This window comes from Cellulomonas composti (assembly GCF_007990245.1).
GTDB classification, from domain to species: Bacteria; Actinomycetota; Actinomycetes; order Actinomycetales; family Cellulomonadaceae; genus Cellulomonas; species Cellulomonas composti.
Map to the genome: position 1 here is coordinate 1 of NZ_BJWG01000020.1, position 24,906 is coordinate 24,906.

The following is a 24,906-nucleotide window of genomic DNA, read 5'->3' on the forward strand; positions in this document are numbered from 1 at the left end:
GGAAGCTGTCCGTCGATGGTGCGGGGGGACCGGATGGGAGGGGGTGGGGGTGGGGCGCTTCTAGACTCGTGCGGTGGCTGACGAGAGCGAGGCGTTGCGGGCGCTACAGAAGCGGGCGGTCGGAGTGCTGACCGGGCTGGCGCCGGAGGTGATCGAGCTCGGGGGGCTGTTCCAGGCCGCGGGGCACGAGCTGGCACTCGTCGGGGGGCCGGTGCGTGACGCGTTCCTCGGGCGGGTCTCGTCGGACCTGGACTTCGCGACCTCCGCGACGCCGGACGAGACGCAGGCGATCCTGGCGCGCTGGGGCGACGCCCACTGGGATATCGGCAAGGAGTTCGGCACGATCGGCGCCTCCCGGTTCGGGCGGCGCCGGGGTGGTGAGGACGTCGTCGTCGAGGTCACGACCTACCGCACGGACGCGTACGACCCGTCGTCGCGCAAGCCCGAGGTGGTGTTCGGCGACTCGCTCGAGGGAGACCTGAGCCGGCGCGACTTCGCGGTCAACGCCATGGCGGTGCGGGTGCCGGACCTGACGTTCGTCGACCCGTTCGACGGGCTCGCGGACCTGGCGCGCGGCGTGCTGCGCACCCCGGTCGACCCGCGGCAGTCGTTCGACGACGACCCGCTGCGGATGATGCGTGCGGCGCGGTTCGCTGCGCAGCTCGGGTTCGCGGTCGACGAGGCGGCGCGGGCGGCGATCGTCGAGCAGGCCGAGCGGATCACGATCGTCTCGGCCGAGCGCGTGCGCGACGAGCTCACCAAGCTGATCCTCGCGCGCGGGCCGCGGGCGGGGCTGCAGGTGCTCGTCGAGACAGGGCTCGCCGACCATGTGCTCCCCGAGCTGCCGGCGCTGCGGCTCGAGATCGACGAGCACCACCGGCACAAGGACGTCTACGAGCACTCGCTGACGGTGCTGGACAAGGCGATCGCGCTGGAGACGGGACCGGACGGGCCCGTTCCGGCGCCGGACCTCGTGCTGCGCCTGGCCGCGCTGCTGCACGACATCGGCAAGCCGCGCACGCGCCGGTTCGAGGCCGGCGGTGGCGTGAGCTTCCACCACCACGAGATGGTCGGCGCGAAGCTCGTCGCGAAACGGCTCAAGGAGCTGCGGTTCGACAAGGCGACGGTACAGGCCGTCGCCCGGCTGACCGAGCTGCACCTGCGGTTCCACGGCTACGGCGAGGCGGGCTGGACGGACTCGGCGGTCCGGCGCTACGTCACCGACGCGGGTCCGCTGCTCGAGCGCCTGCACCGGCTGACGCGCTCCGACTGCACGACGCGCAACGTCCGCAAGGCGCAGCGCCTGTCGGCCGCCTACGACGACCTCGAGGAGCGCATCGCGCGGCTGCGCGCGCAGGAGGAGCTGGACTCGATCCGCCCGGACCTGGACGGCACGCAGATCATGGCGGTCCTCGACATCCCGCCGGGTCGTGAGGTCGGCGAGGCCTACAAGCACCTGCTCGCGCTTCGCATGGAGCACGGACCGCTGGGCGACGAGCGCGCGGAGGCGGAGCTGCGGTCCTGGTGGGCGGCCCGCGAGGCGTAGCGGGATCGGGCCCCGCCCGGCGGAGCGCGCTCGGCTCAGGTCGCGATCTCGCGCGGCACGCTGGGGGCGCGGGAGTACACGAGAGCGGCGAGCGCGTAGGCGGCGGCTATCACGACGAACATCGGGCGGGACCAGCCGGTGTCCGGCAGCGTGAACGCCGCGAGCGCCGCGGCCCCGACGAACGCCGCGTTGAACAGCACGTCGTAGATCGCGAAGGCGCGGCCGCGGTAGGCGTCGGCGGTGTCGCGCTGCACGATGGTGTCGACCGCGATCTTCGCGCCCTGCGCGGCGAGCCCGAGCAGCCCCGCGGCGACGAGCACCACAGCACGGCCGGCGCTGACCGCGAGCCCGAGCTGGCTGACGGTCGCCAGCGCCAGGCACACGACGATCCAGCGGTGCGGCCCGAGGCGCGGCGTGAGCGTCGGCGTGAGCACCACCGCCAGGACGAAGCCGGCGGCGGTCGCGGCGAGCACCTTGGCGAACATCGCCAGGCCCGCGTCGGCGTCGGCGGGGTCGGCGAGCAGGTTGCGCGAGATGAGGATGCTCGCGATGAACACGGCACCGAACAGCAGGCGGTGCACGGCCATGATCCCGAGCGCCTGGGCGGGCGTGCGGCGGCGCACCAGGTAGCGCGCGCCCTCGACGAGCCCGCGCCACAGGATGCCGAGCGCGGCGCGCAGTTGCGCGGCGTCGGAACGCTGGTCCGGCCCGAGCTGGTCGCGGCCCAGCCGGGTGGCCAGCGCGCTCGCGGTCGCCATCACGGCCGCCGCGGTGACCAGCGCCGCCGCGTCACGGCCGCGCCCCGCAGGGATGACCCAGCCGAGCACGAGCCCGATCGCGCCGCCGAGCCCGGCGGCCGCGGTGCCCAGGGTCGGCGTCAGCGCGTTCGCGGTGAGCAGCAGCGGGCCGGCGACGACCTTGGGCAGCGAAGCGGAGAGCGCCGAGAGCAGGAACCGGTTGACCGAGAGCGTCGCGAGCGCGAGCACGTAGACCACCGGCCCGACCCCGATGGTCACCATCGCGGTCGCGGTCGCGAGCGTGAGCCCGACGCGCACGAGGTTCCCGATGACGAGCACCTGGCGGCGCCGCCAGCGGTCGAGCAGCACCCCCGCCCACGGCCCGACGATCGTGAACGGCAGCAGCAGCACCGCGAACGCGGTCGCGACGCCGGTCGCGGTGCTCGCGCGCTCGGGCGAGAAGAAGAAGAGGGTCGCAAGCCCCACCTGGAACATGCCGTCGGCGACCTGGCTCACGAGCCGCACCGAGAGCAGCTTGCGGAAGTCCCGGAGCGGCCACAGCGCCCGCAGGTCGTCGATCACCTGCATCGGATCGCGACCTGTCCACCCGTACGCACGGCTCGCACCCTATCCGGGACGGCAGCCGGGGCCGACGTCCCGTGCCGACCGCGCCAACCTGGGGACAACCCGAGCCCGGCGGTGGATCGTTCTTCCTACGAGGGACGACGACGGGAGCGGCGACGTGGCGCGGTGGGAGCCGATGCTCGAGCAGGTGGCACAGGAGTGCTACCCGCGGCTCGTCGCGCGTGCGCTCCTGCTGACGCGGTCGAGACCCGACGCGGAGGACCTCGTGCAGGACGCGCTGGTCGCGACGTTCGGCGGGCGCGCCCGGTTCGCGACGACCGGCCAGGCGGAGCAGTACGTGCGGCGCGCGATCGTCACGCGGTGGGTGGACCGTGTGCGGCGCTCGTCGCGCGAGCGGGACGTGCTGGACCGGGTCGCGCACGATCCGACCTCGCCGCTCGTGGCCGCGGACGCGTCGTCGTCGGGCCCGGACCTCGCCGGCGGGGACCTGCCGGGTGCGGTCGAACGCGCGCTCGGCATGCTCAGCCCGCGCCAGCGTGCGTGCGTGGTGCTGCGGCACCTGGACGACCTGTCGGTGCGCGAGACCGCGGCGCTGCTGGGGCTCAGCGAGGGCTCGGTCAAGCGCTACGTCGCGGACGGCCTCGCGACGCTCACGCAGGTGCTCGGCGCGCGCGTGGAGGAGGGGGCGCCGGTGGTGCTCGTCGAGACGCAGGACCCGACGCGTCGGGGTGGGCACGGGGCGGGGCCGGGCGAGGACGGGGCGAGAGGCGGAGGGTCATGAGCCGAGGCATCGAGGAGCTGCTCGCGGCTGCGGTCGACGAACGTGCGCGGTCGCTCGACGGGCTGCGGCCCGCCGCGGGCGCGCTGGCCCGCACCCGTTCGCGCGTGCGCCGTCGCCGGGCGGTGCGGCACTCGGTCGAGACCGGCGTGGGCGTCGCGGCGGTCGGCGTGGTCGGCGTCGCCCTGTGGTGGGGCGGCGCGCGGCCGGACGCCCCGCTCCCGCCGAGCGGCAGCACGGCACCGGCACCGGCGACGCCGACGCCGGCACCGAGCCCTGCGCCCTCGTCGGCCACGCGGGCCCCGACGCCCGCCGCGGCGCCGGGCCTGCCGCCCGCGCTGCCCGCGCCCGACGACCTGCTCGCGCGCGTCGGACCCGGTTGGACGCTGACGGTGTACCGCTCGGTGCCCGCCGGCGCGGACCCGCTCGCGGCGCCGACGGCCCACGCGGTGCTCGCGGTCGCGCCGGACGGCACGCGCTACCGGCTCGCGGACCTGCCGGCCGAGCTCGGCGTGCGCGTGCTGCACTGGCGCGCCGGCGACGAGAGTGCGCGGGTGAGCTGGGGTCCGTTCGCGACCGATGACATGACGACGGGCTGGCTGGACCTGCGCACCGGCGACCTGGTCACCGACGCGCCCGACCTGCCCCGCGCGCCCGACCTGCCCGGCGCGAGCTACCTCGCCGACGTCGGCGACAGCGGCGAGCTGTGGCTCGCGGGCGTCGACGGCGACGCCTGGTCGCTGTACGTGGTGCCCGCGTCCGGCGAGCCGCGCGCGCTGGGCGAGGTGGACGGTGCCGTGAGCGTCGCGTCCGTCTCGCCCGACGACTCACGCGTCGCGTGGGCGACGGCCGCGGCGCCCGGTCAGGCGCTCGTGGTGGTCGACGTCGCGACGGGCGACCGCACGCAGGTGCCGCTCGACGCGCCCGACGGCGAGTGCAGCGTGCTGGGCTGGCTCGACGACGCGTCGGTGCTCGCGTCGTGCTTCGACTACACGGGTGACGGACCGGTCGTCGACTGGGACCCGCGGCTCGAGCGGATCGGGGTCGACGACGGCTCGGTCGCCCGCGTGCAGGACATCGGCGTCGGGGACCCGTTCGTCCCGTCGTTCAGCCACGGCGCGCACACCGCCGACGGCACGGTCGCGTTCCCCGCGTTCACGCTGACCGCGGACCTCGGCATGGCGTCGGTCTGCGCGAACAGCGTGTGGTCCTGGGGTCCGGACGGCCTGCAGGAGGTCCGGCCGACGGGCGACGACGTGCTCGGGGTCGGCGCGGCCGGCGACGACGTGCTCGTCGAGTCCACGACGGGCTGCATGCAGGGCGCGGCCCCCTCGACGCTCACCGCGCACGCGCCGGGGGCGTCCGGTACGGCGACGATCCTGGCGCCCGTGCCCGACGACGGCGCGTGGTCCACCGCGCTGGTCTCCTGGACCCCGGCAGACTGACCCGCGTCCGGCCCGTCCCGCGAGTGCACCCCAACCGATCGGCCGGGCTCCGCGTTGTCAGGGTGGCAGGAGCCGACGAACGGGTGGAGGTGCGGTGCGCGGGGCGTGGGAGCCGGTGCTCGAGCAGCTGGTGCGGGAGCGGTACCCGCGCCTGCTGACCAGGGCGTTCCTGCTCGTCGGACCGGGCGGGGACGCCGAGGACCTGGTGCAGGAGGCGCTGCTCGCGACGTTCGGCGGGCGGGCGCGGTTCGCGTCCGTCGAGGCGGCCGAGCAGTACGTGCGTCGCGCGATCGTGTCGCGGTTCGTCGACCGGCTGCGCCGCACCGGCCGCGAACGCACCGCGCACGACGAGGCTGCGCGGCTCGATCCCGGCTCGTCGTCCGAGGTGTTCTCCACCGAGCTGGAGGTCGCGCTGACCCGGCTCGCCCCGCGCGAGCGGGCCTGCGTCGTGCTGCGGCACGTCGAGCAGATGTCGGTCGCCGAGACCGCGGCCCACCTGGGCCTGAGCGAGGGCGCCGTCAAGCGCTACACCTACGACGGGCTCGGCCGGCTCAACGAGGCGCTCGGCACCCGGGCTCCTGACGAGGACGCGGACCTGCCGGTCCGCCTGGTCCGGGGCGGGGGTGCGTGATGAGCGATCCGCGACGCGCGCTCGACGACGTGATCGCCACGAGCCTGGCCGCCCGCGAGCGCCGGGTCGACCCGGGCGCCGGGTCGGCCGTCGTCGCCGGGGTCCTGGCCGCCGCGCGGACGCGTCGTCGGCGGCGGTACGCGCTGCAGTCCGTCGCCGCGGTGGCGGCCGTCGGCGCGGTGGTCGGCGCGGGCCTGCTCGTCGGAGGCGGTCCCCCGACGCAGGTCCCCGCGACACCCGGCCCCTCCACGAGTCCGACGACGACCGTCGCGCCGACGCCGTCGCCGACCCCCTCCGCCGACGCGCGCGCGGCGCTCGTCGCGGCCGGGGCGGGGCTGCCGGCCGGCACCGTGCCCGTGACCGACGACGTGTGGGCGCAGACCGGTCCCGGCTGGGTGCTCGCCGTGGTGCGGCCGAGCCTGGGGCTCGAGGTGCTGCGCAACAGCGTGGTGCTCGCGTCGCCGCAGGGGCGCACGTACCTGGTGGTCGAGCTCCCGCTCGACGTCGAGGTGGCGGTGCAGCACTGGGAGCCGGGGTCCGACGAGGCGCTCGTGACGGTCGTGCCCGGCGAGCGCGCGTTCGTCGGGGAGCGGGCGTGGCTCGACCTGCGCACGGGCGCGGTCGTCGCCGATCCCGCCGGGCTCGACACGAGCAGCGCCGAGGCCTCGACGCCGACGTTCCTCGGCATCGACCACCTCGGTCGGGAGCTCTGGGTGGAGCACGGCGTCGCGGGGGAGTTCGTCACGGGCGTGCTCGTCGTGCTGGACGAGGGCGCCACGGTGTACCGGCTCGAGCTCGGCACGGCGTGGGGCTCGGCGCTGCTCGACCCGAATGCGCGCATGCTGCTGCTGGCCGGCGACGAGGACCGGTCCTACCGGGTGGTGGACCTCGATGCCGGGGACGTCGAGACCTACGCGTTCGGCGCCGACCAGCGGTGCCGGGTCGTCGGCTGGACGGGCGCGCAGCGGGCGCTCGCGACGTGCGTCGATGACGCCGAGCTGGTCGGGACCGACGGATATCCGATGGTGTGGACCAGGCTCGCCGACGTCGTCGTCGGGACGCCGGGGGCCACGGCCGTGCGTGAGCTCGTCCCGGGAGACCTCCTGCCCGAGGCGTGGGGCGGGGCGTGGCTCGCCGGGCACGGGACGGTCGCGCCGGCCTCCACCGTGCCGGCCGCGGGCGAGGACGCGCACAGTTCGTCGCCGAGCACCGTCGCCGCGTTCGCGCGGGACGGCGCGCCGACCGTCCTGCTCGGTCCCGTCCTCGGGGCGGACACCTGGGCGGTCACGCGCGCCGCCGACGGCGTCGCGTACGCGTGGGAGGCGGGGTTCAGCGACGCGCCGTGGTCCGTCGTCGCGTGGGACGGCGGGGCGCCGCGCACGGCGATGCCCGGTCCGGCCGCGGTCGCCGGCGTGAGGTCCGGCGAGCCGTCGTGGGTCGTCGCCGGGGACCAGGACGGTCCGCGATGACCTCCTTCGAGCGCGACCTGGCCGACGTGATCGAGGCGAGCCTGCACGTGCGGGAGACCGCATCGCGCGACCGGCGTCCGGCCGCCGGCGCGCTGGCCCGGACGGTCGCCGCGGTCCGCGCGCGGCGTCGTCGTCGGCACGCGGGCGAGGTGCTCGCGGTCGCGGCGACGGCGGCCGTCGTGGCGGTGGGGATCGCCGCGGGTGGTTCGTCGGCGCCGGCTCCCGCGGGTCCGACGACCTCGTCGGAACCGTCCGTGAGCGCGACGCCGACGCCGCGCCCGACGCCCACGCCCGGGCCGTCGCTCGCGCCCATGCCGGGTGCCGAGGAGATCGCGGCGGGCCTCGGGCTGCCGGCGTCCGTCCCGGCGCCCGCCGACCTGTGGGACCGGGTCGGAGCCGGCTGGGTGCTCGCGGTGTACCGGCCCACGTGGGAGCTCGGTGACGGCGAGACCCACTGGCTGCGCAACACGCTGATGCTGGCCGCGCCCACGGGCGAGCTGTACCGCGTGCTCGAGCTGCCGCTCGACCGGGCGGTCGAGGTGGTGCGGTGGGAGCCGGGCGACACGCGCGCGCTCGTGGCGATCTCGGTGATCGACGGCCAGATGACGCAGACGGCCGCCCGCGGCTGGCTGGACCTGCGGACGGGCGAGCTCACGGTGGACCCGGGCGACATGCAGGCTGCGTCGGACGGCTGCCTGCCCCAGCCGAGCTTCCGGTGGACCGACCACGACGGCAACGAGGTGTGGGGCGTGACCTACTGCCAGACCGGCGGTGGTGGTGGCGGCGAGCTGATGATCCTGCGGCCGGACGGCACGCAGGTGCGCACGATCACCCTCGGCGAGCTCTGGTACGACGCGCGGCTCGACCCGACGGGCCACCGCATCGCCGTGCCGCGCGACGACGACGCCGACGGCGTCGCGTTCGACGTCGTGGACCTGGACAGCGGCGAGGCGACGAGGCACGAGTACGGCGTCCCGGACCGGTACTGCCAGGTCGTCTCGTGGCGCACCGACACCGCCCTGCTGGTGACGTGCCAGGCGCGGCGGTGGGAGTTCGGCGAGCAGGCCGACCCCGAGGCCGACGACCTCGAGACGTGGGAGGTGTCGGTGGAGGGCGCCGCGCCGCGCCGGATCATGGGCGAGGCGGTCGCGCCCGTGCTCGAGGTGTGGAGCGGTCTGCCCGTCGGCGACGGTGGCGTCGCGCTCGCCGGGCCGGCGGTCGGCACGCGGGCCGACGCGCGCTGCACGGAGGGCGCCTACCTCCTGACGGGCGACGAGTTCCACGCGCTGCCCCCGCAGGGAGCCGACCGGGTGACGGTGCTCGGCGCGGCCGGCGGCCTGGTCTACGCCGTCTCGTCGGCCTGTCCGGACGACCCGATGACGACGGCGCCGTACGAGCTCTCGGTGTGGGACACCACCCGGTCGCCGGCGGGCGACGAGCCGGCTCACGTCCTGCTCCCGGCGCCGCTGCCCGGCCCCGCGCAGCTGAGCGACGGCCTCGAGTCGTGGGCCGTCGCAGGCGGCCCGTCCGGCCAACGCTGGTAACCCCGCCCCGACTCCCCGCAGCCGCTCCCCCCACCCGATCCCCCACCCGACCCGCCCACCCGACCAGCCCCCGCACCCGCCCGACGCCGCTGGGTGGCTCATCCGCCGCCCGGCGGCGGTTCCTCCACCCGCCTCGCTGCGCGCGGCCCTGCGCGCGCCGGGCTGGGTGGCTCATCCGCCGCCGGGCGACGGGATGTCTGCCCGCAGCGACCTGCCCCCTGCGCGCGCCCGGCCCGCGTCCGGCTGGGTGGCCCATCCGCCGCCCAGCGGCGGCTTCTCCACCCGCCTCGCTCCGCGCGGCCCTGCGCGCGCCGGGCTGGGTGGACCACCCGCTGCTGTGCGACGGGATGTCTGCCCGCACCGGCCTGCTCCCTGCGGGCGCCCGGCCCGCGTCCGGCTGGGTGGCGCATCCGCCGCCCAGCAGCGGCTTCTCCACCCGCCTCGCTCCATGCGGCCCTGCGCGCGCCCGGCCCGCGTCCGGCTGGGTGGCTCACCCGCTGCTGTGCGACGGGATGTCTGCCCGCAGCGGCCTGCCCCCTGCGCGCGCCCGGCCCGCGTCGGGCTGGGTGGCTCATCCGCCGCCCAGCGGCGGTTTCTCCACCCGCCTCGCTCCGCGCGGCCGTGCGCGTGCCGGGCTGGGTGGCTCATCCGCTGCTGTGCGACGGGATGTCTTCCCGCAGCGGTCTGCTGGCTGCGCGGGGCGCTCGCCGGGGTCGGGCCGGGTGGCGCGTGTGGTCAGGGGGCCGTGAGAGTGCAGCGCGGGCCGCAGGGGCGAGGGGTGGACGTCCAGCCGTGCGCGACCAGCGCCGACGCGACCTGGGCAGCCGTGGCGCACGGGGTCACGGCCACATGCTGCCAGCGGTAGCGCAGCGTGAGGTCGCCGCGCTCGAGGAGCACGGCGTTGTCGCGCCAGACGTCGGCGTCGGTGGTGCCGAACGGGTGCGCGAGCTGACCGTCCAGCTCCGCGCGCACTCCGAAGCCGACATAGATGCGGTCGGCCCGGATCCATCGGCCGCCGACACGTTCGCGTTGTTGCGCCGCGGCGCGAGGCAGGCCGTGCGCGCGCTCGACATCGCGCTGGTAGCGGTGCTCGAGCGGCGACTCGATGCCGTCCGCGACCTGGTCGAGGAGGTCGAGGACCAGGCGACGGTTCGGCAGCCTTCGGTCGCGCACCGTCTCGACGAGCAGGCCCGGCGACACCCCCGCCCGGACGGCGCTGCAGATCAGCCCGACGAGCTCGTCGGTCCCGGACGTCGCGGCGACGAGCCCGACGACGGCCTCGTGCGGCTCGACGCTGCGGACGCGACCGCCGGCCCACGGCATCCGCCGGGTGCGGTGCACGACGAGCCCCACCTGGCGCCTCACGGTCCGCCGGTGCGGGACGGTGACGTCGATCCCACGCCCTGGTGCGTCGACGATGCCGTGAAGGAAGGCAGCCGACCCGTGGCTGAGCGCGGCGCCCGCGCCGGCGTACAGCAGTGCGGCCTGGGCTCGCTGGCGCCAGGAGACCTGTCCGGACTGCAGCACGACGACACCCCGGAAGGGACGCTGCCAGTCGCCGGCACGGACACGCCGTGACACGCGGGTGTCGCCGACCCCCCACGCCCTGAGTTGCGCGACCGTGACGACCGCATCCTGGCGGATCGCCACCGCCCGGGCGGCCGCGGGCAGGGCACGCACGGCCGGCAGCGCGGCGAGCGAGTCGGACATCAGCACGCCCCCACGTTGCCCTGCCGGCGCCCCTTCCGTCGCCCGTGATCCACAGGGCCGGCCCCACGCACGAGCCCCGGGTGGACTTCCCGTCACCTGGCGGCGGGATCTCCACCCGCCGCCGCCAAGGGCGCATGCGGGTCGGCTTCGGAAGGAGCATCGGGCGGGATCCGTGATGCGGGCGGAGATCCCGGCGCTGACCGGCGGTCGGTCCACCCACTGCCCCCGCGTCCGAACCCACGCGCCGGCAGGGTGCGGCCAGCACGCCGGGGTCCGTGGTGCGGGTGGAGTTCCCGGCGGTGGGCGGCGGGAGGTCCACCCGCCGGCGTCGGGGGTGGCTGGGCCGGAGCCGGGAGGGGGCGGAGGGCGCGGGGTGCGGGTGGGGTTCCCGGCGGTGGGCGGCGGCAGGTCCACCCACCGCCCGACCAGACCGGGAGGGCGGGGCCGGACCGGGAGGGCGGGGCCGGACCGGGAGGGCGGGGTGGGCGGGGAGGTGTCCGGCCGGAGACGACGTAGGCCCCCGACCGGTGGGTCGGGGGCCTACGTCAGGGGGTGCTGCGGGTCAGCGCTCGCGCTCGCCGCGGATGAAGGCCTCGAGCTGCAGGCGGCCCTCGCTGTCCTCGGTCTGCACCGGGGGCGACTTCATGAAGTACGTCGACGCGGACAGGATCGGGCCACCGACGCCGCGGTCCTTGGCGATCTTCGCGGCGCGCAGGGCGTCGATGATGATGCCGGCCGAGTTCGGGGAGTCCCAGACCTCGAGCTTGTACTCGAGGTTCAGGGGCACCTCGCCGAACGCGCGACCCTCGAGGCGGACGTAGGCCCACTTGCGGTCGTCGAGCCACGCGACGTAGTCCGACGGACCGATGTGGACGTTGCGGTCCTCCTTCTTGCCGGCCAGCGGGCCGTCGTGAAGGTTGGACGTCACGGCCTGCGTCTTCGAGATCTTCTTGGACTCCAGGCGCTCGCGCTCGAGCATGTTCTTGAAGTCCATGTTGCCGCCGACGTTCAGCTGGTACGTGCGGTCCAGGATGACGCCGCGGTCCTCGAAGAGGCGCGCGAGCACGCGGTGCGTGATGGTCGCGCCGACCTGCGACTTGATGTCGTCGCCGACGATCGGCACGCCGGCCGCCTCGAACTTCGCGGCCCACTCCGGGTCGGACGCGATGAACACGGGCAGGGCGTTGACGAACGCGACCTTGGCGTCGATGGCGCACTGCGCGTAGAACTTGTCGGCCACCTCGGAGCCCACCGGCAGGTAGGAGATCAGGACGTCGACCTTGGCGTCCTTGAGCGCCTGCACGACGTCGACGGCGACGGCGTCCGACTCCTCGATCGTCTCGGCGTAGTACTTGCCGATGCCGTCGTGGGTCGGGCCACGCTGCACCGTCACGCCCAGCGGCGGGACGTCGCTGAACTTGATGGTGTTGTTCTCCGACGCGAAGATCGCCTCCGAGAGGTCGAAGCCGACCTTCTTGGCGTCGACGTCGAACGCGGCCACGAACTCGATGTCCTTGACGTGGTAGTCGCCGAACTGCACGTGCATGAGGCCGGGGACCTTGCCGTCCGCAGGCGTGTTCGCGTAGTAGTGGACGCCCTGCACGAGCGACGCGGCGCAGTTGCCGACGCCGACGATGGCGACGCGGATGGAGGTCATCCTCGCTCCTTCTCGGTGGATCGCGCCGTCGAGCTGGGCTCGGCGGCGTGGGAAGCAGCATCGGCCGGACGACCGGTGCCAGAGGGACGTGCGCGACGACCGTCGCGCTCGTTGTCGATGAGCCCGTCGAGCCAACGGACCTCACGCTCGGTCTGTTCGAGACCGTGTCGCTGGAGCTCGAGGGTGTACTCGTCCATGCGCTCGCGGGTGCGGGCGACGGACTGGCGGAGCAGCTCGAGCCGTTCGGTCAGGCGCGTGCGCCTGCCCTCCAGGATCCGCAGCCGGGTCTCCGCGTCGGTCTGCCCGAAGAAGGCGAACCGGACGTCGAAGTTCTCGTCCTCCCAGGCCGCGGGGCCCGACGAGGCGAGGACCTGCTGCAGGTGCTCCTTGCCGTCCGCGGTCAGCTCGTAGACGATCCGCGCGCGCTTGCTGGCCACCCCGTGCACGTCGCCGGGGGCCGACTCGGCCCCGACGATGAGCCCGCGCTCGGCCAGCGACTTCAGCGCCGGGTAGAGCGAGCCGTAGGACAGTGCGCGGAACGAGCCGAGCACGAGGTTGAGTCGCTTGCGCAGCTCGTACCCGTGCATGGGCGACTCGTGCAACAGCCCGAGGATCGCCGGCTCGAGGACGTCGGAGCGTCCACGCATCGTCGGCACCTCCTCGGATATGCTGCGGGCACCCGTCCTGAACGGACGAGTCGATGTATCAACTCGATACATCACGACGAGAGTAGGGCGACGAGCGCGTCGGACACAAGTTCACGCCCGTCCACCCGGCGTTCATCTGCCGTGATCCCCGTCACATCGCCGGCCGCAGTCCCCCGCGAACGCCCCTCGAATGCCCCGGGAACGCTCCCCGAGTGCGGAAACGCTTCGTCCGGGCGGTGCCGATCGTGTGAAGGGTCTGGTGTGCAGCACCCGGTTCCGGCCCGGTGACAGGCGAGTCGCGCATACTGGTCGGCGCGGTCGCCGCACGCCCGTCGCCCCGCCTTGGTTCCGGTTCCCCGGGCCCCGCGCGCGGTTCGGCACGCGGGCTCGCGACCACCTCGTCGTCGTCAGGAAGGCAGTTCGTTGGCCGGCTCGTCCCGCGCGTCCACGCCCCAGCGGCGGCGCTCCACGCCCCGCGGCGCACGTGGTCGCAGCGCATCCGCGCAGAAGCGACGGTTCTTCGACTACCCCCGCACCGGGTTCCACGGGCTGCACCGGTGGCTGCCGTCGTGGCGCGTCGTGCTCGGCACCATCCTCGGCGTCGGGTTCCTCGGGCTGGGCGCGGTCGTCGCCGCCTACGCCACCACCGACATCCCCACGCCGGGCGAGGACGTCTCGGCCCAGACGACCACCGTGTACTACGCGCCGAACGAGGACGGCTCGCAGGGTCCGGTGATGGGCACGTACGCGATCCAGCAGCGCGAGATCGTCGAGTACGACACGCTGCCGAAGTACGTCGGCGACGCGGTGGTCGCGGCCGAGGACCGCACCTTCTGGGACAACTCCGGGGTCTCGGTCACGGGCATGGGGCGTGCGCTCCTGAACAACCTGCGCGGCGGCCCGACCCAGGGTGGCTCGACCCTGACGCAGCAGTACGTCGAGCGCTACTACGTCGACCAGACGACGACGGACTACTACGGCAAGTTCAAGGAGACCCTGCTCGCGATCAAGATCGCCAGGCAGGAGAGCAAGCCCGAGATCCTCGGGCGCTACCTCAACACCATCTACTTCGGCCGCGACTCGTACGGCATCCAGGCCGCCGCGCAGGCGTACTTCGGCGTCGACGCAGCGGACCTGACGGTCTCGCAGGCGGCGATGCTCGCCGGCATCATCCCGTCGCCCAACAACTGGGACCCGGCCGTGAGCCCGGAGAAGGCGGCGGCACGCTGGCAGATCGTGCTCGACGCGATGCTGGCGGACGGCTGGATCACGCAGGCCGAGCACGATGCCGCGACGTTCCCGACGACGGTGCCCTACGTGCGCGCGGCGAAGTACGCGGGTCCGCAGGGCTACCTGCTCAGGATGGTCGAGGACGAGCTGGCCTCGAAGCTCGACATCGACAAGGAGCAGCTCGACCGCAACGGCTACACGATCGTCACCACGATCCAGAAGCCGGTGCAGACCGAGATCGAGCGCTCGGCGGCGGACCTGCTCGCCGGCACGCTGACCGACGGCGAGACGCCGCCCGACGCGAACCTGGACGTCGCGATGGCGTCCGTCGACCCGGTGAACGGCGGGGTCGTCGCGCTCTACGGCGGCGAGGACTTCCTCACTGACCAGGTGAACCGCGCGACGTACGGCAACGGCGTGCAGGCGGGCTCGACGTTCAAGCCGTTCACGCTCGTCGCCGGGCTCGAGCAGGGCATCCCGCTCACGACGAGGTACAACGGCCACTCGCCGCAGCAGCCGGACGGCTGGGACACGCCGGTGAGCAACTTCGGCAACAAGAGCTACGGCACGATCGACCTGGTCGAGGCGACCGCCCAGTCCGTGAACACGGTCTACGCGCAGCTCAACACCGAGGTCGGTCCCGAGGCGACGGTCGCCGCGGCGAACGACGCCGGCATCTCCACGCCGATCCCGTCGGTTCCCTCGAACGTGCTGGGTGTCGCGTCGGTGCGGCCGCTCGACATGGCCGGCGCCTACGCGACCTTCGCCGCGCAGGGCATGCGCTCCGAGGTGCACATCGTCGCGTCGGTGACGAACAGCGACGACACGACGGCGTACGAGGTGGTCGCCGCCCGCACCAAGGCGTTCGAGCCGGACGTCATGGCGGACGCGACCTACGCGATGACGCAGGTCGTCGAGGAGGGCTCCGGCGAGGCGTACATCTCGCCGATCGGCGTGCCGATCGCCGGCAAGACGGGGACGTCGACGGGCAACGTGTCCGCCTGGTTCGTCGGGTACACCCCGACGATCGCGACCGCGGTCGCGCTGAGCCAGCGCGGCGCCGACGGAACCTCGCAGGTGACGATCACGCCGTTCGGCAGGTCCGCGTCCGGCGGCACGCTGAGCGAGGTCACGGGCGGATCGATCCCCGCGCACCTGTGGGCCGACTACATGACGCCCGTGCTCGACATGGCCCAGTTCGCGGCGGTGCGTGACTTCCCCGCCCGCGCGAACGTCGGGGTCGACTCGACGCCGTCCGCGAGCCCGTCCCCGACACCGACGCCTACGCCGTCGCCGACCCCGACGGTCAGCGCGCCGTCGGTCGTCAAGGTGCCGGGCGGTCTCGTCGGGAAGACGCAGGACGACGCGAAGGGCGCGCTGCTGGCGGTCGGGCTGGACCCGGTGATCGACACGGCGTACTCCGACGAGGTCCCGGAGGGCCGCGTCATCAGCGTCGACCCCAAGGGCGGTACCGAGGTGCCGGCGGGGAGCCAGGTCACGCTCGTCGTGTCCGCCGGGCCCGAACCCGAGCCGACGCCCACACCCACGCCGGAGAAGCCCCAGCCGACGCCGACGGCACCGCCTGAGGAGCACGGCGACGGCACCTGACCGGCGGGCCACCCGCTCCCCGGTCACCATGACCCCGGTCGTCCACAGGTCCGACGATTTCGTCGGCCCGCAGGGCGGCCGGTAGGCTAGAACACTGCTGTGCCCGCACGTGCTCGCCGCCATCGGTGGAGACGTCGGGAACGACGAGAGGCCGTGTGCCGGTCGTCGTGCGCAGCGACGCACGAGAACCCTCCTGTCACGGATCGACCGTGACCGCTGAGACCAGAGGAGGTGGGTATGAGCCTGCGTCAGTACGAGATCATGATCATCCTCGACCCCGAGATCGAGGAGCGCACCGTCGCCCCGTCGCTCGACAAGTACCTGTCGGTCATCAAGACCGACGGTGGCACGGTCGACAAGGTGGACATCTGGGGTCGTCGCCGTCTGGCCTACGACATCAAGAAGAAGTCCGAGGGCATCTACGCCGTGGTGGACTTCTCCGCCACGCCGGCGACCGCCAAGGAGCTGGACCGTCAGCTGGGCCTCAACGAGGTCGTGCTGCGGACCAAGGTGCTGCGCGCCGACTCCTGAGGCGCATGTCGGTGCCGGCGCGTAGCGTCCGCACCATCTTCCGAGAGAACTGAGCTCTAGCAGCTTCCTGGATCGACGACGAGCGAGGAGTAGGCATGGCTGGCGAGACCGTCATCACGGTGATCGGGAACCTGACCGGGGATCCCGAGCTGCGGTTCACCCCTTCGGGGGCGGCCGTCGCGAACTTCACCGTCGCCTCGACCCCCCGCACGTTCGACCGTCAGAGCAACGAGTGGAAGGACGGCGACACGCTGTTCATGCGCTGCTCGATCTGGCGGGAGGCGGCCGAGTCCGTCGCGGAGTCCCTGACCAAGGGCACTCGTGTGATCGTGACCGGTCGGTTGATCCAGCGTTCGTACGAGACCCGCGAGGGTGAGAAGCGAACGGTCGTGGAGCTGCAGGTCGACGAGGTCGGCCCGTCGCTGCGTTACGCCACCGCGAAGGTCACCCGGGCCCAGCGCTCGGGTGGCGGCAACTTCGGCGGTGGCGGCGGTGGCGGTGGCAACTACGGCGGCGGTGGCGGCGGCGCGGCTGCGTCGTCCGGCGGCGACGACCCGTGGGCCACGTCCGGCGGATCGTCGGGCGGCTACTCCGACGAGCCTCCGTTCTAGCGGAACCCCAGAACTAGTGACCCCATCCCCGGGCACGGCAACGCCCGGGGCTCCCAGAGAAGGAGCACCACGATGGCCAAGGCCGTTGTCCGCAAGCCCAAGAAGAAGCAGAACCCCCTGAAGGCGGCGAAGATCGATGTCGTCGACTACAAGGACACCGTTCTGCTGCGCAAGTTCATCTCCGACCGCGGGAAGATCCGCGCTCGTCGGGTGACCGGCGTGTCCGTGCAGGAGCAGCGCGCGATCGCTCGCGCCGTCAAGAACGCCCGCGAGATGGCCCTGCTGCCGTACTCGTCGTCGGCGCGCTGAGAAGGAGGACTGACATGGCGAAGATCATCCTGACCCACGAGGTCACCGGCCTCGGCGCCCCTGGCGACGTGGTCGAGGTCAAGGACGGGTACGCCCGGAACTTCCTCATCCCGCGCAGCCTGGCCACGCCGTGGACCAAGGGTGCCGAGAAGGACATCACCGCGATCCGCAAGGCTCGCAAGGCGCGCGAGATCGCGACCCTGGACGACGCGAAGGCGGTGCGTGACTCGCTCGAGTCGAAGTCCATCGTCGTGTCGGCCAAGGCCGGCGAGTCGGGCCGTCTGTTCGGTGCCGTCACCACCGCCGAGATCGCGGACGCGGTCAAGGCGTCGGGTGCCCCGGCGATCGACAAGCGCAAGGTCGAGATCGGCCAGCCGATCAAGGCCCTCGGCGAGTACAAGGTGTCCGTCCGCCTGCACGCGGACGTCGCTGCGAACGTGACCGTCAAGGTCGTCGCCGCCTGAGCTGACGCTCACCAGAAGGCCCCGGTCCCGTCGGACCGGGGCCTTCTGCCGTCCCACCATCCATCAGCCGGACCAACCACGCCCGTGCGAGGAAATGGCCACGATTCGTGGCCGATTCTTCTCACGCGGCCGTCCGTCACGTGAGTGGGTGGGCTGGCGGCGGGTCAGGCGCCGAGGGTCTGCCAGGCGGGGGTGCGGGCGCGCAGGCCGGTGGTGATCGCCCGCGCGAGCATGAAGACGCCCGTGAAGGCCAGGGTCAGCCAGGCGAGGCCCGCTGCGCCGTCTGGGGCCCAGGCGCGAACGGCGAGCGCGCACGGCACGTAGACGGCGAGCGTCGCCAGGCCGGCCCACGCCAGGAAGACGCCGTCGCCGGCGCCGATGAGCACGCCGTCGAGCACGAACACCCAGCCGGCGACGGGCATGAACAGCGCCGCGACGAGCAGCGCGGACGTCACGGCGTGCTGCACGCCCTCGTCGGACGTGAACAGGCCGACGAACAGGAACGACCCGCCGCCGATCAGGACGCCCGCGGCGACGCCCGCACCGACACCCCACTGCAGCGTGCGGCGCAGGACAGCGCGGGAGCGGTCGAGCTCGCCGGCGCCGAGGGCGTGTCCGACGAGCGCCTGCGCGGCGATCGCGAGGGCGTCGAGCGCGAACGCGGCGAGCGCCCAGACCGCGCCGACCACCTGCTGCCCGGCTAGGGCGACCGCGCCGAGACCCGCCGCGACCCAGGTGGTGAGGAGCATCGCGGCGCGCAACGTGGCGGTGCGCGCGAGCAGCGGCATGCCCAGGCGCGTGCTCGCCCACACACCGGCCGATCGCGGCCGCAGCGTCGCGCCGGCGGAGCGGGCTGCACGTGCGACGACGAGACCGAGCACGAGGCCCATCGCGACCTGCACGGAGGCGGTGCCCAGCCCTGAGCCGGCGATCCCCATGTCCAGCCCGTACACGAGCACGATATTCAGCACGCCGTTGACGACGGCGCCGACGGCCGCGACGCCGAGCGGGGTGCGGGTGTCCTGCTGGCCGCGCAGCGCGCCGGTGGCGGCGAAGACGAGCAGCATCCCCGGCAGGCCGGGGGCGGACCAGCGCAGGTAGGTGACGGCCTGCTCGGCGACGCCGCCGCTCGCCCCGAGCCAGCCGATGACGGCCGGCGCTGCGAGCCAGAGCGCCGCTCCGAGCACGGCGCCGAGCCCGAGGCCCAGCCACATCCCGTCGACGCCGAGCTGCAACGCGCCGCGGCGGTCGCCCGCGCCCATTCGTCGGGACACCGAGGCGGTGGTCGCGTACGCGAGGAACACGCACAGCCCGACGACCGTGACGAGCACGCTCGAGGCGAGCGCGAGCCCGGCGAGCGGCTCGGTCCCCAGGTGTCCGACGACCGCGGAGTCGACGAGCACGAACAGCGGTTCCGCGACGAGCGCGCCGAGCGCGGGAAGCGCCAGTGCGACGATCTGGCGATCGAGCGTCGGCTCGGGGCGTCCGGTGGCTGAGATGAGCGGGCTCCCTCCCTCGGTGCACACCCGTTGAACTGCATCGTTGCCGGTCGCAGCGGCGATTCGGCTCGAGCCCCCACGGTATCCACAGTTCTGTCCACGGCCTGTGCACACCGGGCTCGCGGAGCGTCCCCAGCGCGATCCACAGGTTCACCGGAGGTTTCCACAGCCGTGGTTCCGCGACTCGACCGGCGCCTGGTATCGCCCTAGCCTCGTCGCCGGAACCCGTCCCGCCACGTCGCTCGTCGGACCGCGCGCGTGCGCGAACCCGAGGGCGTGTGGGTGGGTGGGGGTAGAACATGAGTTCGGATATTCGTCGGCAAGGGATGGGCAGCTAGGTGACGATCGACGAGCTCGAGTACGGGATGCCGCGGGAGTCCGGCGCGCGCGGGTTCGACCGTACGCCGCCGCAGGACCTCGAAGCCGAGCGTTCGGTGCTCGGCGGCATGATGATCTCGAAGGACGCGATCGCCGACGTCATCGAGCAGCTGCGCGGCTCGGACTTCTACCGGCCGGCGCACGAGATCATCTACGAATCGATCCTCGACCTGTACGGCCGCGGCGAGCCCGCGGACGCCATCACGGTCGCGGACGAGCTGACCAAGCGCGGCGAGATCGGCCGCATCGGCGGCGCCCCGTACCTGCACACGCTCATCGCGTCCGTGCCGACCGCCGCCAACGCCGGCTTCTACGCGCGGATCGTGCGCGAGCGCTCGATCCTGCGCAAGCTCGTCGAGGCCGGCACGCGCATCGTGCAGCTCGGCTACGGCGCGGACGGCGGCGACGTCGACGAACTGGTCAACAACGCGCAGGCCGAGGTCTACGCCGTGACCGAGCGGCGGGCGTCGGAGGACTACCTGCCGCTGGGCGAGATCATCGGCGGCACGGTCGACGAGATCGAGGCGGCGAGCCACCGCGGCGAGGGCATGATCGGCGTCCCCACGGGCTTCTCGGACCTCGACCGCCTCACCAACGGCCTGCACCCCGGCCAGATGATCGTCCTGGCCGCACGCCCCGCGATCGGCAAGGCCCTGGCGCTCGACACCCCGCTGCCCACGCCGACGGGCTGGACCACGATGGGCGAGGTCCAGGTGGGCGACCAGCTCATCGCCGCCGACGGCACGCCCACGACCGTCGTCGCCGCCACCGACGTGATGCGCGGCCGGCCGTGCTTCCGGGTCACCTTCGACGACGGGACGACGATCGTCGCGGACGCCCAGCACGAGTGGCAGACCCGCACGCGCGCGGACCGGCGTATCGCCGGCGGCGGGACCCCGGCCATCCGGACCACCGAGGAGCTCCACGCCACGGCCCGCTGCGCGACCGCCGACCGGCGCGCGAACCACTCCGTCGACACCGCGCAGCCGCTGGCGCTCCCCGACGCCGACCTGCCCATCGACCCGTACGTCCTGGGCGTCTGGCTCGGCGGCGCGGGTGCCGACCCCGAGATCGCCATGCGCGTGGAGGGCAAGGGCTACGCGCTGCGCGGCGACGACACCGCCGGACGCATCCCGACCGAGTACCTGCGCGCCGGTGAGACGCAGCGGCGCGAGCTGCTGGCGGGTCTGCTCGACGCCGACGGCACCGTCAGACCGACCGGCAGCCTGCGGATCGGCTTCACCGACGAGCGGCTGGCGGACGACGTGTGCGAGCTCGTCCACACGCTCGGGTACCGGACGGCCCGGCGCAGCGACGCGCAGGGCGCGACGACGTTGACCTTCGCCACGGACGACGACGTCTTCGCCCTGGAGCGCAAGAAGCTGGTGCACAAGGAGCGCCGGCGCCCGTCGGCGCGACTGCGCCGCCGCTACGTCGTCGACGTGCAGCCGATCGAGTCGGTGCCGGTGCGGTGCGTCCAGATCGACCACGCGTCGCACCTGTACCTGGCGAGCGAGTCGCTCGTCCCGACGCACAACTCGACGCTGGGCATCGACATCGTTCGATCGGCCTCGATCAGGCACAACCTGACGTCGGTGGTGTTCTCGCTCGAGATGAGCCGTAACGAGATCACGATGCGTCTGCTGTCGGCCGAGGCTCGGGTGCACCTGCAGAAGATGCGCACGGGCCAGATGGGCGAGGACGACTGGGCCAAGGTCGCCGCGACGATGGGCAAGATCTCCCAGGCCCCGCTGTTCATCGACGACTCGCCCAACATGTCGCTGATGGAGATCCGCGCCAAGTGCCGTCGGCTCAAGCAGCGGCACGACCTCAAGCTCGTCGTGATCGACTACCTGCAGCTGATGTCGTCCGGCAAGCGCGTCGAGTCGCGCCAGCAGGAGGTCTCCGAGTTCTCCCGCGCCCTCAAGCTCCTCGCCAAGGAGCTCGAGGTCCCGGTCATCGCGATCTCGCAGCTCAACCGTGGCCCGGAGCAGCGCACGGACAAGAAGCCACAGATGAGCGACCTACGAGAGTCGGGTTGCCTCACCGAGGACACCCGCATCCTTCGCGCGGACACCGGTGCGGAGACGACGCTCGGCGAGCTCTACGCTCTCGGCACCAAGGACGTGCCGGTGTGGGCGCTCGATGAGCGCCTGCAATACGTCCGGCGCCACCTCACCCACGTCTTTCCCACCGGCGTGCGCCCGACGTACCGGCTGCGGCTCGCCTCGGGCAAGGAGATCACGGCGACGGCCAACCACCCGTTCCTCACCTACGAGGGCTGGACGCCTCTCGGTGAGCTCGAGATCGGCTCCCGCGTCGGCGTGCCCCGCCACGTCCCGGGACCGGAGCTGGTCGCGCAGCGGACGGACGCCGAGGTCGCGGCGCTCGCGGCGCAGGTCGCGTCGGGGTCCACCGACGGCGACGACGTGTGGGACGCAGCACGGGTGGCAGTTCCGACGACGGTGTTCCACCTGCCCAAGCGGCAGATCGCGCTCTTCTTGCGCGCACTGTTCTCCTCGTGCGGTGCCGCGCAGCTCGCTGGTGTCCTCGGGAGCGTCACGCTGACGCTCCCGCGCCGCGAGGTGCTCGACGCGGTGAGCCGGCTGCTGCTGAGGTTCGGCATCTCGACCGGCATCTACCCTGTGGACGGCCACGCATCGCTCGTGCTTACCGAGCGCGACGACCTGAGACGGTTCCTGCAGGAGATCGGGATCGCCGGGCCGAACGCCGCGCACGCCGACGAGCTGCTCGTTCGCGTTCGGGACACGGGCGACGATCAGGTCGACCGGTCCGTGTGGTCGGACGTGAAGGACGTGATCGTCCAGTCCGCCGGGGCAGCGGTTGGCTCCGGTGCGGCGCCGCTGGCACAGGTCGTGCAGGTCCTCGAGCGGGCTGAGCTCCAGGTCGACGCCGTGAACGACGTGATCTGGGACGAGGTCGTCGATATCACGCCGTGCGGTGAGCAGCAGGTCTTCGACGCCACGGTGCTCGGCACGCACAACTTCGTCGCGAACGGCATCGCGGTCCACAACAGCATCGAACAGGACGCTGACATGGTGATCCTGCTGCACCGTGAGGACGCCTACGAGAAGGAGTCGCCACGCGCCGGCGAGGCGGACCTGATCGTCGCGAAGCACCGCAACGGACCGACCGACACCATCACGGTCGCCTTCCAGGGCCACTACTCCCGTTTCGTCGACATGCAGGCGTAGACCCGGTTGTCGACGGGACCGCAGATTGCACAACCGTTCGGACAGATTGCACACGGCATGTGGTACGGCCCTCGATCGAAGGAGTCACGCAGGTCATGCCCCGCATTACAGGACAAGTCGACTGGCAGCATCTGACCCAACCGGAGTTCGACCGGATCGTTGGTCCGCTGCTGGTCCGGTTCCATGACGATCGGGGAGACGGCTCGCGCGCGGAGGCGCTCGACGGACGTGGAGGTGACGGTGGGTGCGATGTGGACGTCCATGTGGATGGTGTCCTCGACATCGTCTACCAACTGAAGTTCTTCCCGGAGGGCTTCTCGGGCGGTTTTCGGGACACGCGACGCCGGCAGATCACGAACTCCTTCAACCAGGCGATGAAGCTCTCCCCCCGGCGGTGGGTCCTCGTCGTCCCGCGCGATCCAACTCCGAAGGAGCGGTCGTGGGTGCATCGGCTCGCCGGCAAGCAGGAGGTCGAGATCGCGATCTGGGGACAGGCGAAGCTCGACAGCGAACTCGCGAAGAGGAGCGACCTCTTGGCGTGGGCGACGCGGGAACCGCTCGTCGACACACTGAAGGTGCTACACCAGGAGCAAGCGGGCCTGGTTCGCGCTTCCGATCTGACCGAACGGCTCGGTGCCCTGCGCGACCAGGTGTCTGGGCGAAGCGCGTACTGGGACGTCGCCTTCCAGGTCGGCCGGGACGGCGCGATCACTGAGACGCTGTACGGCAAGACTGCGGATGCCCACATCAAGGAGCCAATCAGAATCTCCTTCCACGTCGACGGCGCGGCGCTCGACGCCACGACACGAACCGCGTGGGAACGGCTGAACCACTACGGCGCTGGCGGTGTCGATCTGCCCGCCGATGCAGTGACGAGGTTCGAGATCGATGGGCCAGAGTGGATCGCACGGACGGACGAGGGCGGTCGACTCCAGATCGGCCCGCGTCCTCGACTCGACGAACCGGTGATCTTGCGTACGGTCGATGAGGAGGGCTTCACCCTCCAGTCTGTCAGGGCAGTCATTGCGGAGGTCGGCGTCGGATCGAAGGGTCAGAGCCTTTCAATTTCGGCGCCGGGCGGCCTGGAGCTGCTGTTCCTGATCGATACAAACGACCCCGGGTGTCGCGCGGAGGTGACGCAGGAAGTCAGCGGCCACAATGCCTCGGACGTGTACGCGGCCATGCAGCTGGTCGAGTCGATGGCGACGGCTGCGTTGGTGCAGGTGATGCGCGGCTCGACGCCGCTCATGGGGGTTCGACCGGCGCCGAGCCAGCGAGAGCGTGCCCCCGTCGCGCCCGCCTACGATCGACAGCTGGTCGAAGACCTGGCGATCATCGCTGCCTACGCGTCCATTCCGTTTGACGTCCCGGAGCGTCTGACGGCCCACGCGCGCACGGAGATTCGGCGCCTCCGTCTGTTGCTGGACGGTGCGGTCGTCATCGAGCCCGCCTTCGGCACGTTGACGTCGACGCTGAGCGGCGAGCTCTCCGAGGAGATCCTCGGTCTGCTCGGCGGCCCCGTGGCGGTAGCCGTGACGGTGGAGAAGCTCGAGTACGACGTTCTCGGTCACCACATCCCGGTCCGGGACGTCGTGATCTACAGCCCGCGGGCTGTCGCACAAGATGGTGACGCGCTCGGCGCGGCGATCACTGCAGGCACCTCGGCGGGCGCGTCGCTCGTCATGCGCGGTGTAGACGGTGAATCGTTCTGGGCGTACATGCCGTCGCGGATGAACGGAGACACCCCGGTGTTCCCAACGGCGCTCGACATCCCTGGCATCGACGAACCGCCGCTCCCGAACCGTACTGCCGCGTGAGACCGAACGGGCGCGGGCGCAGTCCTGGACCCATGAGGAGTTCCTCGCGGCCTGCCTGCAGCGCAAGGTCGCCGCCCGGGAGACCCACCTCGCGACCGGCCACCACGACGGGCGACTGCAAGACGAGCTGCGCCACCTGGGCCGCTACCCGCTGCCGTGATCGACGAGGTCGGCTACATCCCGTTCGAGCCCGAAGCCGCGAACCTGTGCTTCCAGCTTGTCTCGAACCGCTACGAGAGAGCCTCCTGATCGTCACCTAGAACAAGCCGTTCGGGCGCTGGGGCGAGGTCTTCGGCGACGACACCGTCGCCGCCGCGATGATCGACCGCCTCGTGCACCACGCCGACGTCATCGCCCTCAAGGGCGACTCCGACCGGCTCAAGAACCGCGACCTCGGCCGCCCAACCGCGGCCAGCACGACCGACCGACACCACGAGAGGGGTTCACTTCAGACGTCAGCAGGTGTCCGTATTCAGCCGTCGGGCCTTGACCCCT

Annotated in this window: 18 protein-coding genes and 1 pseudogene; 14 read left to right on the forward strand and 5 right to left on the reverse strand. The window is 72.7% G+C overall.

Going from position 1 to position 24,906, the window contains the following annotated elements; translation table 11 throughout:
* Window positions 1-73 precede the first annotated feature (73 nt).
* Complete coding sequence (locus CCO02nite_RS15170; protein WP_246117588.1) at window positions 74-1,546, forward strand: CCA tRNA nucleotidyltransferase; 1,473 nt, start codon at window positions 74-76, stop codon at window positions 1,544-1,546.
* Window positions 1,547-1,581: 35 nt separating this feature from the next.
* On the opposite strand, the gene CCO02nite_RS15175 is transcribed toward CCO02nite_RS15170, so the two are convergent.
* Window positions 1,582-2,871 carry an MFS transporter gene (locus CCO02nite_RS15175; RefSeq protein WP_146844021.1) on the reverse strand — a complete coding sequence of 430 codons (1,290 nt, stop codon included), beginning with the start codon at window positions 2,869-2,871 and terminating at the stop codon, window positions 1,582-1,584.
* Between the two features lie 154 nt (window positions 2,872-3,025).
* Between CCO02nite_RS15175 and CCO02nite_RS15180 the strand changes: the two genes are divergently transcribed.
* From CCO02nite_RS15180 to CCO02nite_RS15200, 5 genes are all read left to right on the forward strand, one after another.
* Window positions 3,026-3,649, forward strand: a complete 624-nt coding sequence (locus tag CCO02nite_RS15180) for an RNA polymerase sigma factor (RefSeq protein ID WP_246117589.1) — start codon at window positions 3,026-3,028, stop codon at window positions 3,647-3,649.
* Complete coding sequence (locus CCO02nite_RS15185) at window positions 3,646-5,091, forward strand: TolB-like translocation protein (RefSeq protein WP_146844022.1); 1,446 nt, start codon at window positions 3,646-3,648, stop codon at window positions 5,089-5,091. Before CCO02nite_RS15180 ends, CCO02nite_RS15185 begins: the two co-directional genes overlap by 4 nt.
* A 94-nt stretch (window positions 5,092-5,185) precedes the next feature.
* Window positions 5,186-5,722: a sigma-70 family RNA polymerase sigma factor gene (locus CCO02nite_RS15190; protein WP_146844023.1), complete on the forward strand. Its 537-nt coding sequence runs from the start codon at window positions 5,186-5,188 to the stop codon at window positions 5,720-5,722.
* Window positions 5,722-7,191, forward strand: coding sequence for a hypothetical protein (locus CCO02nite_RS15195; RefSeq protein ID WP_146844024.1), 1,470 nt, complete (start codon window positions 5,722-5,724; stop codon window positions 7,189-7,191). The genes CCO02nite_RS15190 and CCO02nite_RS15195 overlap by 1 nt, the downstream gene beginning before the upstream one ends.
* Window positions 7,188-8,735, forward strand: coding sequence for a hypothetical protein (locus CCO02nite_RS15200; protein ID WP_146844025.1), 1,548 nt, complete (start codon window positions 7,188-7,190; stop codon window positions 8,733-8,735). The genes CCO02nite_RS15195 and CCO02nite_RS15200 overlap by 4 nt, the downstream gene beginning before the upstream one ends.
* Before the next feature lie 735 nt (window positions 8,736-9,470).
* Here the strand turns inward: CCO02nite_RS15200 and CCO02nite_RS15205 are convergent.
* From CCO02nite_RS15205 to CCO02nite_RS15220, 3 genes are all read right to left on the reverse strand, one after another.
* Entirely contained in the window at window positions 9,471-10,445 is a 975-nt protein-coding gene (locus tag CCO02nite_RS15205; protein ID WP_246117591.1) for a type IV toxin-antitoxin system AbiEi family antitoxin domain-containing protein, read from the reverse strand.
* Between the two features lie 562 nt (window positions 10,446-11,007).
* Window positions 11,008-12,102, reverse strand: coding sequence for an inositol-3-phosphate synthase (locus CCO02nite_RS15215; RefSeq protein ID WP_146844026.1), 1,095 nt, complete (start codon window positions 12,100-12,102; stop codon window positions 11,008-11,010).
* Window positions 12,099-12,749: a PadR family transcriptional regulator gene (locus CCO02nite_RS15220; protein WP_146844027.1), complete on the reverse strand. Its 651-nt coding sequence runs from the start codon at window positions 12,747-12,749 to the stop codon at window positions 12,099-12,101. The genes CCO02nite_RS15215 and CCO02nite_RS15220 overlap by 4 nt, the downstream gene beginning before the upstream one ends.
* 423 nt (window positions 12,750-13,172) lie before the next feature.
* Between CCO02nite_RS15220 and CCO02nite_RS15225 the strand changes: the two genes are divergently transcribed.
* The 5 genes from CCO02nite_RS15225 to rplI all read left to right on the forward strand — a co-directional run bounded on the left by CCO02nite_RS15225 (window position 13,173) and on the right by rplI (window position 17,502).
* Window positions 13,173-15,587, forward strand: a complete 2,415-nt coding sequence (locus CCO02nite_RS15225; RefSeq protein ID WP_146844028.1) for a penicillin-binding protein — start codon at window positions 13,173-13,175, stop codon at window positions 15,585-15,587.
* A gap of 237 nt (window positions 15,588-15,824) precedes the next feature.
* Entirely contained in the window at window positions 15,825-16,118 is a 294-nt protein-coding gene (rpsF, locus tag CCO02nite_RS15230) for a 30S ribosomal protein S6 (RefSeq protein ID WP_146844029.1), read from the forward strand.
* Between the two features lie 95 nt (window positions 16,119-16,213).
* Window positions 16,214-16,729, forward strand: coding sequence for a single-stranded DNA-binding protein (locus tag CCO02nite_RS15235; RefSeq protein ID WP_146844030.1), 516 nt, complete (start codon window positions 16,214-16,216; stop codon window positions 16,727-16,729).
* Between the two features lie 72 nt (window positions 16,730-16,801).
* The gene (rpsR, locus tag CCO02nite_RS15240) at window positions 16,802-17,038 is read left to right on the forward strand and encodes a 30S ribosomal protein S18 (protein WP_146844031.1); all 237 of its coding nucleotides are present in this window, start codon (window positions 16,802-16,804) and stop codon (window positions 17,036-17,038) included.
* Window positions 17,039-17,052: 14 nt separating this feature from the next.
* The gene (rplI, locus tag CCO02nite_RS15245) at window positions 17,053-17,502 is read left to right on the forward strand and encodes a 50S ribosomal protein L9 (protein WP_146844032.1); all 450 of its coding nucleotides are present in this window, start codon (window positions 17,053-17,055) and stop codon (window positions 17,500-17,502) included.
* A 164-nt stretch (window positions 17,503-17,666) separates the two neighbouring features.
* On the opposite strand, the gene CCO02nite_RS15250 is transcribed toward rplI, so the two are convergent.
* Window positions 17,667-19,028, reverse strand: a complete 1,362-nt coding sequence (locus CCO02nite_RS15250; protein ID WP_246117590.1) for an MATE family efflux transporter — start codon at window positions 19,026-19,028, stop codon at window positions 17,667-17,669.
* Between the two features lie 311 nt (window positions 19,029-19,339).
* Between CCO02nite_RS15250 and dnaB the strand changes: the two genes are divergently transcribed.
* From dnaB to CCO02nite_RS16420, 3 genes and pseudogenes are all read left to right on the forward strand, one after another.
* On the forward strand, window positions 19,340-22,594 hold the full coding sequence (dnaB, locus tag CCO02nite_RS15255; protein WP_371862529.1) for a replicative DNA helicase: 3,255 nt from the start codon (window positions 19,340-19,342) through the stop codon (window positions 22,592-22,594).
* A gap of 95 nt (window positions 22,595-22,689) precedes the next feature.
* Entirely contained in the window at window positions 22,690-24,411 is a 1,722-nt protein-coding gene (locus CCO02nite_RS15260; protein ID WP_146844033.1) for a hypothetical protein, read from the forward strand.
* 85 nt (window positions 24,412-24,496) lie between these two features.
* Window positions 24,497-24,821, forward strand: a pseudogene (locus tag CCO02nite_RS16420) (ATP-binding protein); the annotation flags it as partial.
* Window positions 24,822-24,906 lie beyond the last annotated feature (85 nt).